We start from the raw sequence: 14,340 nt of genomic DNA on the forward strand, positions 1-14,340 counted from the left end.
GCGCCCGTCCACTCAGTTCACGTCGCGCCGGCGGACGAGCCAGACCGTGCCGAGGACGAACGCGGCGACGTACCCGGCCAGGAGAAGCACCGACGTGCCGCCGTCGAGGATGTTCAGGCCCGCCGGCAACGCGCCGAGACGGCGGAATGCAGCGCCCTGAACGAGCAGTGTCGATGCGCCAGCAAGGAGCGGCCTCGCGATCACCCGCAGACTGCACGATGTTCTCGCACACAGCCTCTAACTGATCTCGTGCAGGCCTCGGTCTCGCTCGAGCTGTGGGACAGCAGACCCGAAAGGTCCCAGGAAGAGCTGTCCACGATCAAGTTCGCGAGCCGCGACGCGATCGGCAACGTCCACGCGCTGTTGTCGTCACTGCGGGTTTCGGTGAGGACAGCCCGCCGATCGCGCCAACCGCACGGATCGGGGACCTGGACGGTGCGGTCGAATGCACCCGTGCCGCGGGTCTAGCGGGGACGAAGCCCTTCGGCCGATCGGCGGACAAGCCGCACTGGTACTCGCGGTCGAGTATGGGCGTGACCCAGCTCGTCGGGGCGGGTGACGTCGGATCTCCGGCGTGTGACGCCCGCCAGGTCGCGCAAGTACGCCGTTCCCGGCGAAGTCTCCGATGCGTTCCTCCCTGCCCTGGAACTGATGGGGGCCCGGAACTCACGGTCCGGGCCCGCCCGCACTCCGGCAGGGTCACGTCGACGCCAGGACGGCCTTCGATCGTCCCGGCATGAGGGCCGCGGCGACGACCGCGACGGCCACGAATCCGGCTCCCACGTACAGGGCCGGCGCAAGGGCGTCGATGTATCCCGACGGCGTCAGACTGCCGCCCGCACCCAGGAACACCGCGGTCAGGAGCGCGATCCCCAGCGCGACGCCGATCTCACGGAGCGTCGCATTGGTCGAACTGGCAATGCCGTGGTCGGCCTCGGGCATGTCGGCCAGGACAGCGGTCGCGTTGGGAGCGAACGTCAGACCCATACCTGCGCCCGCCATCACGAATGCCGGAATCATGCTGCCGTACGTGGCGCCGGGAACGATGAGTGACGCCATCCACAGCAGGGACAATCCCTGCAGGACCAGGCCGGTGACGAGGAGGGTCCGGACTCCCAGCCGCGGCGCGAGCAGGCCCGCGATCGGGGCCACCAGCATGGGGGCCGCCGTCCACGGCAGAGTCCGCATGCCTGCCTCGAACGGCGAGTACCCCATGACGATCTGGAGGTACTGCGACAGAAGGAAGACGGCGCCCATCATTCCCAGCGTGAACGTCAGCCCGATGACGTTGGCCAGGGAGAACTGACGGGACCGGAACAGCCGCAGAGGCATGACGGGGAACGGTGTGCGCAACTCGCGCACCACGAACGCCGCGAGCAACACCGCCGATCCGCACAGGGCACCGAGCACCGTGGCGCTGGTCCAGCCGTCGTCGTTGCCGTGCACGATGCCCCAGACTCCGAGGAACACGGCTGCTCCGGCCAGGACGACACCGAGTGGATCCAGTGGCTGCCGCTTTCCCTTCGACTCACCGAGCGCGTAGAGCGCCAACGGGATCGCGACCGCTGCGACAGGAACGTTGATCCAGAACACGGCTTGCCACGACACCCCGTCGACGACGGCGCCGCCGATCACCGGGCCGAGGGCGATGCCCAGTCCCGAGACGCCGCCCCAGATCCCGATGGCGAGGGCGCGCTTGGCGAGCGGAACGGCACCGGCCAGCAGGGTGAGGGAGAGCGGCATGATGGCTGCCGCACCGATGCCCTGGACAGCGCGTGCGCCGATGAGCATCTCGGAGGTGGTCGACAGGGCAGACGCGATCGACGCCAGCGCGAAGAGCATTATGCCCCAGAGGAATACACGGCGGCGACCGAGTCGGTCCCCCAGCGCCGACAGCGTCAGCATCAGCGTCGCGAAGGCGAGCGTGTAGGCGTTCATGAACCATTGCAACTGCCCCACCGACGCACCCAGGTCGCGCTGGATGACCGGTAGCGCGCTGGTCATCACGAGATTGTCGAGTGTGGCCATGAACATCGGTATCGAGGCGGCGACGATCGCCAGCCATACCGGCACCATCCGGCTGCGGCCCTGCCCCGAGGGAGGCGCCGCCGTTTCGTGTTCCAGGCGTTCGGAGAGTGTCGTCATGACGGGTCCTCGTATCCGAGTCGTGAGTGCGGGATGAAAGAGGTTGTAAGCATCAGATGATTACTTATTTCGAAGACTAGTAATCGACTGATAACATGTCAACATGGCATCGCCCGTGAAACAGACCCGGATGAGCGCGACCGAACGTCGCGAACTCGTACTGGCCGCCGCCTCCCGGGCGTTCGCCCGGGACGGCTATCACGGCACCAGCACCGACGCCGTCGCACGCGAGGCCGGGGTGTCCCAGCCCTACGTGGTGCGCATGTTCGGTTCCAAGTCGCGGCTGTTCGCAGACGTCTTCGACCGCGCGATGCGTCGGATCATGGACACCTTCGAGCCCTACTTCGACGATGTCGCCGCCGACCCGGAGAACGACGAGTCGTGGCTCCCGATGGGCATCGCGTACACCGAACTGCTCGAGGACCGCGACCTCCTGCTCGTGATGATGCACGGCTTCACATCCGGCGCGAACCCGGAGATCGGCGCGCTGGCCCGCGACTGGATGTCCCGGCTCTACACGCAGATCCGAACGCGCACCGGCTGCAGCCCGGAACGGGCCCGTACGTTCATCGCCAACGGAATGCTGCTCAACACCCTGCTCGCCATGCAGGTCCCCGAGCATGCCGGGCAGGATCCGGCGCTCGAGGAACTGGCCGTGTGCGCGTTCGGCAGCACCCTGGACGCCGCGGGCTCCGAGAACTCATCAGTGATCGGCGATTTCCGCTCTTGATCTTGCTCAGAGGACACGCGGCGGGGCACGATGGAAGCGTGCCGAAGGGGTGTCGCCGTGGACCGAGCCGTTGAGTCTCGACTGAGCTATTCCGACCGGGAGGGTCACCACCACACCGTGGACCTCTCCCCCACTTCCGCGCGCGTCACGATCGGACGGTCGCCCGGTTCTGATCTGCTCCTCACCGAGGACGACGAGGTCTCGCGACTCCATGCCGTCCTCGAATGCGTCGGCTCGCACTGGACCATCCTCGACGACGGGCTCTCCCGCAACGGCACCTTCGTCAACGGCGAACGGCTCGCCGGGCGTCGTCGGCTCCGCCAGGGCGACAGCATCCGCATCGGGGGGACGAAGATCCGGTACCTGGAATTCGGCGGCGCACTCGACGAGGCCACCCGGATGGGAACCGACATGCCCGAGGTCCGGTCCCTCACCGACACCCAGCGGGCGGTCCTCACGGCACTGTGCCGCCCGTACAAGCACGGTGCCGCGTTCGCGAATCCCGCGTCGAATCAGCAGATCGCCCAGGAACTGTTTCTCAGTGTCGACGCGATCAAGACTCACCTCCGGGCGTTGTTCGCGAAGTTCGGCGTCGGTGATCTCCCGCAGAATCAGAAGCGGGTCAGCCTGGCCGAGCGGGCCATGCGCAGCGGCATCATCAACGAGCGCGATCTCTGATCAGCCCACCGCCATCAGTTCGCGGTCGAAGGCGGCGGTCTCACCGTGCGCGATCCGCTCGACGAGGCCGATGATCGCGAGTGCGACGTCGGCGGCGCGCTCGAGGATCACCGAGTGGCCGGCCCCGTCGACGCTCACGAGCTCCGAGGCGGGGAGCTTCGAGGCCATCGCGACGGAATGCTGGAGCGGGGTGAGCATGTCCACCGAGCCGCACAGGATCAGCGACGGAATGTGAGCGAGCGCTGCGAGGGAGTGCCGCTCGTCGAACCCGAGCAGGGATTCGAGGAAGCTCGACATGGTGACGACGGACGTCGTGTTGGCCATGGCGGAGACCAGCGCCGCCAGCCGAGGATCGACGACTCGGTTGCGGGCGCCTGCCGCGCGGGCGATCGCCGTGCAGACGGTGCGTCCCACACGCTTCGACCCGTGCACGACCCGGGGTGCCCGGCGCACCGCGGTGCGGAACAGCGACACCGCGGGGCTACGCAGGTGACGTCCGAGACCCGCCTCGGCGAGATCGCACGCCGCGGTGGAGATCAGGGCCATGCCGACGATCCGCGAGCCGATCGTGTGCGGGTTCTGCCGGGTGTAGGACAGCGCGGTCATCCCGCCCATCGAGTGCCCGACGAGGACGACCGGACCGTGCGGTGCGACGGCGTCGAGCACGGAGCCGAGGTCGCGGCCGAGCTGATCGATCGTGTAGGTGGCGGCCGGTGCCTCCCCGGACTCTCCATGTCCGCGGTGATCGTAGAAGACCATGCGAACGTCGTTGCGCCAGAAGCGGACCAGCTGCTTGCGCAGTGCCCACCAGGACTCGGTGCGCAGGCAGTGACCGTGAACGAAGACCACGGTGGTGGCTGCGTCCGGCGAACCGAACTCGCGCACCGCGAGTGCGATCCCGTCGTCGGTCCGGACCGTGAGGCGACGACCTTCGTGCTCGTGTGCAACCGGGGTGTTCGTCATGATGGCCTCCTCGGTTTCTTCGCTCGCGGCTGGTGAAGCGTTACGTTCTTGCTTGTCCTCTACTGTGCCGCGCACGGTCCGACCCGACCAGGACCCCCAGTGGTGGCCGGTGCACCCGGAGGTGTTGCCCTTTCCACCCCTGGGTGGGTGGACGTGGGCACGCCGAAGCCCCCTCGGCGAGGGGGCTTCCACACAACCGATGTACCGGCTGCAGCGTCAGGCCGTATCGCTCGCGGGACCCGCCTCGATCGTGCGATGCTCACCGGTTCCGAGGCTGGAGACCTCGATCCGCCGCGGCTTCGCCCGTGCGGCAAGCGGGATGGTCACGCTCAGGACACCGTTCTCGTAGGACGCCGAAATGCGGTCGGGGTCGACGCCGTCGCCGAGCGACAACTGGCGCCGGAACGTTCCGCTGAACCGCTCGGACGCGATCCACTGCACGTTCTCCTCGGATGGCGCACTGCGATGCGCCGTCAACGTGAGCGTGCCGTTGTCGACACTGACGTCGACGGTCCCCGGATCGACGCCCGGCAGGTCGGCGTGCAGAACGTAGTGGTCGTCGACCTTGTACAGATCCATCGGCATGAATCGCGGCACTCGCGCGGTTCCGGTTTCGGTGCCGAGCAGGCTCTTGGTCATGGATTCGAGATCACTGAAAGGATCGAAACGAAGCACAGGAAACACCTCCCACATCACTCGAGGCGCCCGCCACCCCGACGGGCAGCCAGATTCACTGTGCATCGCCAATTTAGCACTCGGCACCCGAGAGTGCCAGTTCGAGAGGACCCCGGAATCTTCGCCTCGTGAGTTCCGGTTCCGGGGTCCTCGCCGCGACGAATCGACCTGTCCGGCCCGCTCGCGACTGGAGGGTATTCTGTACTGCCACTTCAGGATGCGGCGCCCGTGTCGGCGCAACCAGACACCCTGGGGTGCGAATCCCGTCACCCCCAGGGTTGCCCCTGGCCGCCGCCGAAGTCGTAGCCTCCGACGCTCGCGCCGTCCGGACCGGCGTTGATGCCGTCGATGGCGATCACGGTGCCGACAGCCGCTCCGCCGATCGTCACGGTGCCGCCCTGAGGGTTCTGTCCGGGCGCGAGGTTGCTCACCGAGGCGTCATCGGCGGGGGCATCGGGTGCCGCCGACGCGATGCCGGCGCCGGCGGCGAGGACGAAGAATGCGGCGGCGACGGTGGCGCCCGTGCGTGTCAGAGCAGTGGAGAAGTCGAAGGACATCGACATGAAAGAACCTTTCACAGTGGGTGGTGCCGGGGAGACGGGGGCAGAACTGACGCCGAGGGGCCGGCACCCGCGGGTGGCGGCCCCTCGAACTTCAGGAGATCGCGCAATCACAACTCGGTCAGAAGCAGAAGATGAACGAGCAGTTTTCGGTGCTGTCCCCGGCGCCCGCGCCGCCGGCGCCACCCGCACCGCCGGTGGCAGGACCACCGCTGCCACCATTGCCGCCGTTGGCGTTGCCGCCGTTGGCACTGCCGCCGTTCCCGACGTTCGTGTTGACGGTCGCACCGTCTCCGACCGCTGCGCCACCGATGATGACGCCACCGGAGTTGTCGACGTTACCGTTTGCGGAGCCGCCGTTGGCGCTCCCGCCGGCGCCGCCGGCGCCGCCCTGCGAACTACCCGGAGCCCCGGCACCGCCGCCTCCACCAGCGGGGTCGGCCGAGGCGATTCCTGCTCCCGCTGTGAGGGCGAAGCCCGCGATGGCGAGAGCGGAAAGGGTGCGCTTGAGGGTGTGTGCCATGTGTGGATCTTTCTGTGGGGGTGGGGTTTTGCTTGCCACATAAGAATGCGCCGATTTCACCCACCCGGACAGGTACCCCAGGGGGCGCAACCGGCACCCCGAGGGATGACGCCACCCCACCCCCCTAGAGCGCTGTCTACGGCCGCATTTCGTACGCGCCGTCGTAGTTCTCCACCTGCGCCCACACCCGTGAGAATCGTTCCGCGTCCACCACCGGGCGGCGAATCGCGCCGAGCGCCCACTTCTGCTGCGCCTCGGTGGCAGACGATTTACCGTGCAGCGCAACGGCATATCCGGAGAAGTCGCGGATCTGGAAGTCGAAGATCTGGTCGATCAGGTCGCGGTCGATCCCGGCGATTGCGGCCTGCTCGAGAACCAGGTGCCCGTAGACCACGAGCGAGAACAGGTGCCCGAGGTCGAGCAGGAAGTCGAGATCCTTCTGCTGCGACGCGTCGGGCGGGGCAGTGGTGAGCAGTTCCCTCAGCGCGGTCGCCTGCTCGTGGAACCGGGCCACATTGGGGCTGTCCGAGTGCGCCTCGTAGGTCTTCGTCCAGTCGTGGAACTGAATCTTGCCGGCACCGCGGGTCGGGCCCTGGCCCCAGAAGAAGGCATCGTCGGCGGCGTCGAGCCGGGTGCCGATCTCCGGGTACTCCGCCGGGTTGAGCAGGTAGTTCGGCATGAACTTGAGGATGAGGCCGACGTTGACGTGCACCGTGCCCTCGAGCTTCGGCAGGGTGCCGATCAGCTGGGCGGCCTCGCGGAAGTAGGTGTTCTTCTCGTAGCCCTTCGCCGCGATCACGTCGTGCAGGAGCGCGATCACCTTTTCCCCTTCGGAGGTGACCTTCGCCTTCGTCATCGGGTTGAACAGCAGGTACCGGCGATCGTCGAGACTCGCGCTGCGGAAATAGTCGACGGAGCGTGCACTGAACAGCTTCATCGCGATCAGCCGGCTGTAGGCGTCGACGAAGTTTCCGCGCACGTGCGCGAAGTCGGTGACGGGGTTGCCGTACAGAATTCTGTTGTGCGCGTGGGTGATCGACTCGTAGAATGCGTGCTCGGAGATCCCGATGGATCCCGTGCACAGGTTGAACTTGCCGACGTTGACCGTGTTCAGCGCCGCCTCGAACGCGGCGACCCCGGTGTGGAGGATGTCCTCTTCCCGCACCGGGTAGTCCTCGAGACGGAACGTGCTGACGTACATCTGGCCGTGCACCACATTGCCCTGCAGGTGGTATGCCGGGTGACGGCTGTCCGCGACGAAGAAGACGTACCCGTCGCTGCCCTCCACATCGGTGCGCCTGCCGAACACCGACACCATGCCCGCAACGTTGCCGTTGCCGATGTAGTACTTGTCGCCGCTCGCGGTGAACGCGCGGCCCGGGTCATTCTCCGCAGGGGTCAGCAGCATGTCCGTCGAGTAGACGTCCGCGCCGTGTTCCTTCTCCGACAGCCCGAACGCCAGCACCCCGCCGTCGTCGAGGAGCGTCGCGGCGCGTTCCTTCGCAGCGCGGTTCCCGCTCATCCAGATGGGGCCGAGACCCAGGATGGTCACCTGCCACGCGTACCAGTACGCCAGACCGTAGAAACCGAAGATTTCACTGAGGGCGGCGTTGCGTGCGGCGTCCCAGCGCTTGTCCGGGTCGCCGCCCGCCAGGTCGGCAGGCGTGAGGAACTTCGCGAACAGCTTCTCCCGTTTCACGAACTCCAGGAAGTCGTCGGGCCACACGGCCTCGAGATCGTCCTCGAGCAGCCGCTTCTTGCCCCGCGACTCGAACCACTCGATCAGTGCCCGCAGCAGTCTGCGTGTCTCCGGATCGAAATGCTCGGGATCGTAGGAGGTCGGATCGAACAGCAGGGAATTCGTCACAGCAGGCCTTTCGTCCGGACGTGTCAGGCCAAGTTAACAGTCCGGACGAAAGGCGTGGGGCGGTTTGATCAGCCCCTGACGGTCTCGACGATCTCGCTCAGCGCGGACTCGGCGGCCACCTCGCGGCTCTCGCCGGTGAAGCGGTCGCGGACCTCCACCTTGCCCTCGCCCCAGCCGCGGCCGACGACCACGACCAGCGGGACACCGAGCAGTTCGGAGTCCTTGAACTTCACACCGGGCGACGCCTTGCGATCGTCGAGGATCACCTCGAGACCGGCCTTGTCGAGTTCGGCGGCGAGTCCCTCGGCGCCTTCGCGGGCCGTCTCGTCCTTGTTGGCGATCACCACGTGCACGTCCGCGGGCGACACCTCGGCCGGCCAGCGGAGACCCTTCTCGTCGTGGTGCTGTTCCGCGATCACGGCGACGAGGCGGGAGACGCCCACGCCGTAGGAGCCCATGGTCGGGCGGACGGGTTTGCCGTTCTCGCCGAGCACGTCCACGGAGAACACGTCGGTGTACTTGCGGCCGAGTTGGAAGACGTGACCGATCTCGATTCCCCGGGCCGCGACGAGCGCACCGGCGCCGTCGGGGGACGGGTCGCCGTCGCGGACCTCGGCGGCCTCGATGGTGCCGTCCGGGGTGAAGTCGCGGCCCGCGACGAGGCCCACCACGTGCTTGCCCTTCTCGTCGGCTCCGGTGATCCAGCTGGTGCCGTCGACGATCCGCGGGTCGACGAGGTACCGAACACCGTTGGCTTGCAGCGCCTTCGGCCCGATGTAGCCCTTGACCAGGAAGGGGTTGGCCGCGAAGTCGGCCTCGGTGAGCAGTTCGAACTCCGCGGGCTCGAGGGACGCGCCGAGACGCTTGTCGTCCACCTCGCGGTCGCCGGGAACACCGATGCCGAGCAGTTCCCACTTGCCACCGGGCTGCCGGGTCTTGACCAGGATGTTCTTCAGGGTGTCCGCGGCGGTGACGGTCCGGCCCAGGTCGGCGCCGTTGGCCCAGTCGACGAGCGTCGCGATAGTGGGAGTGTCCGGGGTGTCGTGCACCTTCGCTGCAGGCAGTCCGTCGAACGGGACGGCCTCGGGAGCCAGCGTCTTCACGGCCTCGACGTTGGCGGCGTAGCCCGACTCGAGGCAGCGGACGTACGTGTCCTCACCGATCTCGCTCTCGGCGAGGAACTCCTCCGACGCGCTGCCACCCATCGCACCGGACGTCGCCGACACGATCACGTACTTGACGCCGAGGCGGCTGAAGATGCGCTCGTAGGCGTCGCGGTGCGCCCGGTACGACTCGGTGAGTCCTTCGTCGGTGAGGTCGAAGGAGTACGAGTCCTTCATGACGAACTCGCGGCCGCGGAGAATGCCGGCCCGCGGGCGCTCCTCGTCGCGGTACTTGGTCTGCACCTGGTACAGGGTGACCGGGAAATCCTTGTACGAGTTGTACTCGCCCTTGACGGTGAGCGCGAACAGTTCTTCGTGGGTGGGGCCGAGCAGGTAGTCGCCGCCCTTGCGGTCCTTCAGCCGGAACAGTCCGTCGCCGTACTCGGTCCAGCGGTTGGACGCCTCGTACGGTTCGCGCGGCAGCAGTGCGGGCAGGGAGATCTCCTGGGCACCGATGCCGTTCATCTCTTCCCGCACCACCCGCTCGACCTCACGCAGCACGCGCAGACCCAGCGGCAACCACGAGTAGACGCCGGGCGCGATGCGACGCACATAACCGGCGCGGACCAGCAGCTTGTGGCTGGGGACCTCGGCGTCGGCGGGGTCGTCGCGCAGAGTGCGGAGGAACAGGTGGGACAGGCGGGTAATCACGGGATACCAGAATAGTCGGCTGGGACGGGGCCGGGCGCGTCGGTAGGGTTTCGTGCGTGCTGGTGTTACTTCCTCCCTCCGAAACCAAGTCCGACGGCGGCGCCGACGCGCCCCTCGACCTGGCCGAGCTGTCGATGCCGCAGCTCACCGAAACCCGCGAAGTCCTGGTCCAGGCGCTGGTCGCGCTGGCCGCGGACGGGGAGGCGTCGCAGCTCGCGCTCGGCCTCGGTCCCACCCAGGCCGACGAGATCGAGCGGAACGCCAAACTGTGGGTCTCCCCCACCCGGCCCGCACTCGAGCGTTACACCGGTGTGCTGTTCGATGCGCTCGACGCGAAGTCGTTCACCAAGGCGCAGAAGTCCAAGGCGTTGTCGCGTCTGGCGATGGGTTCCGCACTGTTCGGTGCGGTGCGCGCCGGTGATCTGATCCCCGCCTACCGGCTGTCGGGCGGATCGAAGCTGCCCGGGCTGGGCACTCTCCGGGCGTTGTGGAAGCCGGAACTGAGCCGGGCGATCGCCGCGGAAGCGGACGGCCTCGTCGTCGACCTGCGGTCGGGGACGTACCAGCAACTCGGACCGATCCCCGAGGCCGTGATCGCCACCGTGCTCACCGAGAAACCGGACGGCACCCGCACCGTCGTCAGTCATTTCAACAAGCACCACAAGGGTCTGCTGGCACGCGCGCTCACCGTCTCCCGCGCCGAACCCCAGGACGTGCGCGGGGTGGCGCGGGTGGCGTCGAAGGCCGGCCTGCGCGTCGAGGTGGCGTCGGACCGCGAGCTGATCATCCTCACCGACTGACCTGTGAGTACTTATTAACCGCGGGCGGTTAATAAGTACTCACAGGAGCTTCATTCGGGCTTGACGGCCAGGACCGGTTTGCGGCAGGACAGCAGCAGGCGCTGGGCCGTGCTGCCCATCAGGAGCTTCCCGACCGGGGTGCGGTCGCGGATGCCGATCACGAGAAGTTCCGCGCTGGGCGCCGTCATGGCCTCGAGAATCACGTCGACGGTCTCGTCTCCCACGATCTGCCGGACCTCGTGGTCGACCCCGCTCGCGGCCAGCTTGCCTTCGAGTTCCTGGAGGTGCGCGTTGTCGGCGAACGACTGGTCGGCGAGGGAGTCACCCTTCGAGGTGTTGATCACGAGCAGCGACGTCCCGCGCAGCTGCGCCTCCGCGACGCCGTGTTCGAGGGCCGCGCCTCCGAACTGGTCGGGGGTGTATCCGACGACGATCATGCGTGTGCCTTCTCTCTGGTGTCGGTGGAGTCGCCACCGGCCGGTCCGTCGGGGAAGTCGGGCGCCGCGACGGGGTAGTGCGCGCGGACGACCTTGGCGACGAGGGGTGCGATGAGGAGCACTGCGATCACGATATAGACGATGATCGCGACGGGCTCGGTGAACAGGCTGCCCCAGTCACCGCCGCCGAGTTGCAGGCTCTGCCGCAGTTGCCGTTCGATGCGCGGTCCGAGGATGACGCCGATGATGAGCGGCAGCACCGGCAGCCCGAACCTCCGCATCATCAGCCCCATCAGCCCGAATGTCAGCAGCAGTGCGAGGTCGAGCCACTGGAGGTTGACGGCGAACGCGCCCAGCGCGGCGAAGAACAGGATGCCCGCGTAGAGGTAGGGGCGCGGCGTGCGGAGCAGTTTCGCCCACAGCGGTGCGAGCGGAAGGTTGAGCACCAGGAGCAGGAAGTTGCCGATGAACAGGCTCGCGATCAGCGTCCAGATCAGCAGCGGTTCCTTCTCGAACAGTGTCGGGCCCGGCTGGATCCCGTACGACACGAACGCCGTCAGCATGACCGCGGCCGTGGCGTTGGTCGGCAGGCCCAGCGACAGCATCGGCACCAGTGTGCCTGCCGCCGACGCGTTGTTGGCCGCCTCCGGCCCCGCGACACCTTCGATGGCGCCCTTGCCGAATTCGTCCTTGTGCTTCGACAGCTTCTTCTCGGTGATATAGGAGAGGAAGGTGGGCAGTTCGGCGCCGCCTGCGGGTAGTGCGCCGAACGGGAATCCGTACGCGGTACCCCGCAGCCACGGTTTCCACGAACGCTTCCAGTCGCTCTTGCCCATCCACGGCCTGCCGACGGGAATGACCTCGGCCGGCTTGCGGCGGAGGTGAGCGGCCACCCAGAGCGCCTCACCGAGTGCGAACACGGCGACCGCGACGACGACGATGTCGATCCCGTCGGACAGCTGCGGGATGCCGAACGTGGCACGCGGCTGGCCGGTGAGGAAGTCGATGCCGACCAACCCGATCGCGAGACCGAGCAGCAGGGAGATGCATCCGCGGAGCTTCGAGGTTCCGAGGACGGCCGTGACGGCCACGAGCGCGAGCAGCATGATCGCGAGGTAGGACGGGGCGCCGAGGGTGACCGCGAAACTCGACACCATGGGCGCGAACAGCACCAGGAGCATCGTGCCGATCGACCCGGCGACGAACGACCCGATCGCGGCGGTCGCCAGTGCCTGCGCGGCCCTGCCTGCTTTCGCCATCTTGTTGCCCTCGATCGCCGTGATCACCGACGACGACTCCCCCGGTGTGTTCAGCAGGATCGACGTCGTCGACCCGCCGTACATGCCGCCGTAGTAGATGCCGGCGAACATGATGAACGCGGCGCTCGGGCTGACGTTGTAGGTGACGGGAAGCAGGAGGGCCACGGTCATGGCCGGTCCGATGCCCGGGAGAACGCCTACCGCCGTGCCGAGGAGGACGCCGATGCACGCGTACAGCAGATTCATGGGGGTGGCTGCTTGCTCGAACCCCTGCAGCAGCCAGTTCAGATTATCCATATCAGAGAATTCCGTCCAGAATGCCTGCGGGCAGCGGTATTCCGAGCCCGACGTAGAACGCGTAGAAGCTGCCGAATCCGAGCACCGCCCCGATGGCGATGTTCCGCACCCAGTGGCGGCTGCCCAGAATGGTTGCGGCCCCGGCGAACAGGACGGTGCCGATGATCGCCCAGCCCAGGAAGTCGACGAGCGCGATGGTCACCACGAACAACCCGACGAGCAGGCCCACCGTCCTCCAGTCGCCCGGGGACTCCGGATCGACGTCCTCGCCGCTGTCGGCTTCCCCGGTGGAGCCCCTCAGGATCGCGACGGCGAGCACCACGGCGAAGACCAGCAATCCCCCGCCGATGACGAGCGGGAACAGCCGCGGGCCCACCGGGTCGACCTTCGCGAAACCGTCGCTGAGCGACAATGCGTCGACGACGAGGAACACCCCGATCACGGCCATCACCGCGCAGACGACGAACTGTGCGTAGTCCCGCCGCTTCGGTGCCGGGGCCGGATCCGCGGAGACGGCGGACGGTTCTGCGGGCGCGGTCATGTCAGCCCCAATTCGGCCAGGGTGGACGAGACCCGCTCGTCCTGGTCCCGGAGGAACTGCTCGAACTCCGGTCCCGTCGTGAAGGCGTCACTCCAACCGTTCTTCACCAGGGCCTCCTTCCATTCCGGTGTGTCGTGCAACTTTTCGAGCGCCTCGACCATGTCGGCCTTTGCGCCGTCGGACAGTCCGGGCGGCGCCAGGATTCCCCGCCAGTTGGTGAAGGTCAGGTCCACGCCGGCCTCCGTGAGCGTCGGCGCGTCGATTCCTTCGACCCGCTCGTTCCCCGACACCGCGAGGACCCGGACCTGGCCTGCCTCGATCTGGTCTACGTACTCGCCGAGTCCCGACGTGCCTGCGGTGATCTTCTGGCCGAGAAGGGCCGTCAGCAGGTCGCCGCCGCCGTCGTAGGACACATAGTTCACCGCGTTCGGGTCCACTCCGACCGCGCGCGCAGTCTCCATCGGGAACAGGTGGTCCGGACCGCCGGGCGAGGAACCGCCGCCGATGGTGATCGACGCCGGGTCGGCGCGCCATGCGGCCACGAAGTCGTCGATGGTCTGCAACGGTGAATCCGCGGGCACGAGGATGCCCTCCTGCTCCTCGACCACCTTCGCCAGCGCGGTGGCCTCGGAGACGCGTGCGGTGGATCCGTTGGTGTAGCCGGCGCCGACGACGCCCAGGCCCATCATCATCATGAGGTCGTCGTTGCCGGCCTCGTTCATCAGCCTGGCCATGGCGACCGTTCCACCTGCGCCGATCACGTTGAAGACCTCGACGCGGCCGGTGATGCCCTCGTCTTCCATGATCTTCACCGCGGTCCGCGCCGTGAGGTCGTAGCCGCCGCCCGGACTGTTCGGAACCATCATCCGCACCCTGTGCAGGCCCTCGTCCTCGCCGCGGGTGACCCCGCAGCCGGCCACGAGGAGGCCTACGAGCGCGAGCAGGAGCAGCGCGCGTACCCTGCTCCCGCTACCTGTTCTCGACATCGTTCCTCATTTCGCCATGAATGTGATCTTCCGCAATACTGAACCTCAGGGGTGATGCACGTCAC

Annotated in this window: 15 protein-coding genes; 3 read left to right on the top strand and 12 right to left on the bottom strand. The window is 67.4% G+C overall.

What is annotated here, in order from left to right; genetic code table 11:
- Nucleotides 1-12: 12 nt before the first annotated feature.
- Both WKC72_RS27190 and WKC72_RS27195 read right to left on the bottom strand, forming a co-directional pair.
- On the bottom strand, nt 13-204 hold the full coding sequence (locus tag WKC72_RS27190) for a hypothetical protein (protein ID WP_370180394.1): 192 nt from the start codon (nt 202-204) through the stop codon (nt 13-15).
- Nucleotides 205-699: 495 nt separating this feature from the next.
- Nucleotides 700-2,145 (bottom strand): DHA2 family efflux MFS transporter permease subunit, encoded by a 1,446-nt coding sequence (locus WKC72_RS27195; RefSeq protein WP_370180395.1) that lies wholly within the window; start codon nt 2,143-2,145, stop codon nt 700-702.
- Nucleotides 2,146-2,248: 103 nt separating this feature from the next.
- Between WKC72_RS27195 and WKC72_RS27200 the strand changes: the two genes are divergently transcribed.
- Nucleotides 2,249-2,875: a TetR/AcrR family transcriptional regulator gene (locus WKC72_RS27200; RefSeq protein ID WP_037245687.1), complete on the top strand. Its 627-nt coding sequence runs from the start codon at nt 2,249-2,251 to the stop codon at nt 2,873-2,875.
- A gap of 30 nt (nt 2,876-2,905) precedes the next feature.
- Nucleotides 2,906-3,553: an FHA domain-containing protein gene (locus WKC72_RS27205; RefSeq protein WP_052033821.1), complete on the top strand. Its 648-nt coding sequence runs from the start codon at nt 2,906-2,908 to the stop codon at nt 3,551-3,553.
- Here the strand turns inward: WKC72_RS27205 and WKC72_RS27210 are convergent, their stop codons facing one another.
- From WKC72_RS27210 to WKC72_RS27235, 6 genes are all read right to left on the bottom strand, one after another.
- Nucleotides 3,554-4,516: an alpha/beta fold hydrolase gene (locus tag WKC72_RS27210; RefSeq protein ID WP_009479797.1), complete on the bottom strand. Its 963-nt coding sequence runs from the start codon at nt 4,514-4,516 to the stop codon at nt 3,554-3,556. It lies immediately after the preceding gene.
- A 216-nt stretch (nt 4,517-4,732) separates the two neighbouring features.
- Nucleotides 4,733-5,191: an Hsp20/alpha crystallin family protein gene (locus WKC72_RS27215; RefSeq protein ID WP_037245764.1), complete on the bottom strand. Its 459-nt coding sequence runs from the start codon at nt 5,189-5,191 to the stop codon at nt 4,733-4,735.
- A gap of 266 nt (nt 5,192-5,457) precedes the next feature.
- Nucleotides 5,458-5,754 carry a hypothetical protein gene (locus tag WKC72_RS27220; RefSeq protein ID WP_370180396.1) on the bottom strand — a complete coding sequence of 99 codons (297 nt, stop codon included), beginning with the start codon at nt 5,752-5,754 and terminating at the stop codon, nt 5,458-5,460.
- Between the two features lie 118 nt (nt 5,755-5,872).
- Entirely contained in the window at nt 5,873-6,274 is a 402-nt protein-coding gene (locus WKC72_RS27225) for a hypothetical protein (protein ID WP_037245679.1), read from the bottom strand.
- Between the two features lie 136 nt (nt 6,275-6,410).
- On the bottom strand, nt 6,411-8,141 hold the full coding sequence (locus WKC72_RS27230) for an acyl-CoA dehydrogenase family protein (RefSeq protein WP_370180397.1): 1,731 nt from the start codon (nt 8,139-8,141) through the stop codon (nt 6,411-6,413).
- Between the two features lie 68 nt (nt 8,142-8,209).
- Complete coding sequence (locus WKC72_RS27235; RefSeq protein WP_370180398.1) at nt 8,210-9,955, bottom strand: proline--tRNA ligase; 1,746 nt, start codon at nt 9,953-9,955, stop codon at nt 8,210-8,212.
- A 56-nt stretch (nt 9,956-10,011) separates the two neighbouring features.
- Between WKC72_RS27235 and yaaA the strand changes: the two genes are divergently transcribed.
- Complete coding sequence (gene yaaA / locus WKC72_RS27240) at nt 10,012-10,755, top strand: peroxide stress protein YaaA (protein WP_005565339.1); 744 nt, start codon at nt 10,012-10,014, stop codon at nt 10,753-10,755.
- Between the two features lie 50 nt (nt 10,756-10,805).
- Here the strand turns inward: yaaA and WKC72_RS27245 are convergent, their stop codons facing one another.
- From WKC72_RS27245 to WKC72_RS27260, 4 genes are read right to left on the bottom strand one after another with little or no spacing between them, the layout of a single operon-like run.
- Nucleotides 10,806-11,192, bottom strand: coding sequence for a universal stress protein (locus tag WKC72_RS27245; protein WP_037245669.1), 387 nt, complete (start codon nt 11,190-11,192; stop codon nt 10,806-10,808).
- Nucleotides 11,189-12,748 carry a tripartite tricarboxylate transporter permease gene (locus WKC72_RS27250; RefSeq protein ID WP_005240632.1) on the bottom strand — a complete coding sequence of 520 codons (1,560 nt, stop codon included), beginning with the start codon at nt 12,746-12,748 and terminating at the stop codon, nt 11,189-11,191. Before WKC72_RS27250 ends, WKC72_RS27245 begins: the two co-directional genes overlap by 4 nt.
- A 1-nt stretch (nt 12,749) precedes the next feature.
- Entirely contained in the window at nt 12,750-13,289 is a 540-nt protein-coding gene (locus WKC72_RS27255; protein WP_370180399.1) for a tripartite tricarboxylate transporter TctB family protein, read from the bottom strand.
- Entirely contained in the window at nt 13,286-14,275 is a 990-nt protein-coding gene (locus tag WKC72_RS27260) for a tripartite tricarboxylate transporter substrate binding protein (RefSeq protein WP_005259246.1), read from the bottom strand. The genes WKC72_RS27255 and WKC72_RS27260 overlap by 4 nt, the downstream gene beginning before the upstream one ends.
- Between the last annotated feature and the right edge of the window lie 65 nt (nt 14,276-14,340).

It is taken from the genome of Rhodococcus wratislaviensis, assembly GCF_041228765.1.
Classification (GTDB): Bacteria; Actinomycetota; Actinomycetes; order Mycobacteriales; family Mycobacteriaceae; genus Rhodococcus_F; species Rhodococcus_F wratislaviensis.

Excerpts from the sequence above, each read along its gene's own strand:
- WKC72_RS27195 (WP_370180395.1), bottom strand. The coding sequence starts at position 2,145 with ATGACGACACTCTCCGAACGCCTGGAACACGAAACGGCGGCGCCTCCC.
- WKC72_RS27205 (WP_052033821.1), top strand. The coding sequence starts at position 2,906 with ATGGAAGCGTGCCGAAGGGGTGTCGCCGTGGACCGAGCCGTTGAGTCT.
- WKC72_RS27250 (WP_005240632.1), bottom strand. The coding sequence starts at position 12,748 with ATGGATAATCTGAACTGGCTGCTGCAGGGGTTCGAGCAAGCAGCCACC.
- WKC72_RS27225 (WP_037245679.1), bottom strand. The coding sequence starts at position 6,274 with ATGGCACACACCCTCAAGCGCACCCTTTCCGCTCTCGCCATCGCGGGC.
- WKC72_RS27200 (WP_037245687.1), top strand. The coding sequence starts at position 2,249 with ATGGCATCGCCCGTGAAACAGACCCGGATGAGCGCGACCGAACGTCGC.
- WKC72_RS27210 (WP_009479797.1), bottom strand. The coding sequence starts at position 4,516 with ATGACGAACACCCCGGTTGCACACGAGCACGAAGGTCGTCGCCTCACG.
- WKC72_RS27255 (WP_370180399.1), bottom strand. The coding sequence starts at position 13,289 with ATGACCGCGCCCGCAGAACCGTCCGCCGTCTCCGCGGATCCGGCCCCG.
- WKC72_RS27260 (WP_005259246.1), bottom strand. The coding sequence starts at position 14,275 with ATGTCGAGAACAGGTAGCGGGAGCAGGGTACGCGCGCTGCTCCTGCTC.
- WKC72_RS27220 (WP_370180396.1), bottom strand. The coding sequence starts at position 5,754 with ATGTCGATGTCCTTCGACTTCTCCACTGCTCTGACACGCACGGGCGCC.
- WKC72_RS27245 (WP_037245669.1), bottom strand. The coding sequence starts at position 11,192 with ATGATCGTCGTCGGATACACCCCCGACCAGTTCGGAGGCGCGGCCCTC.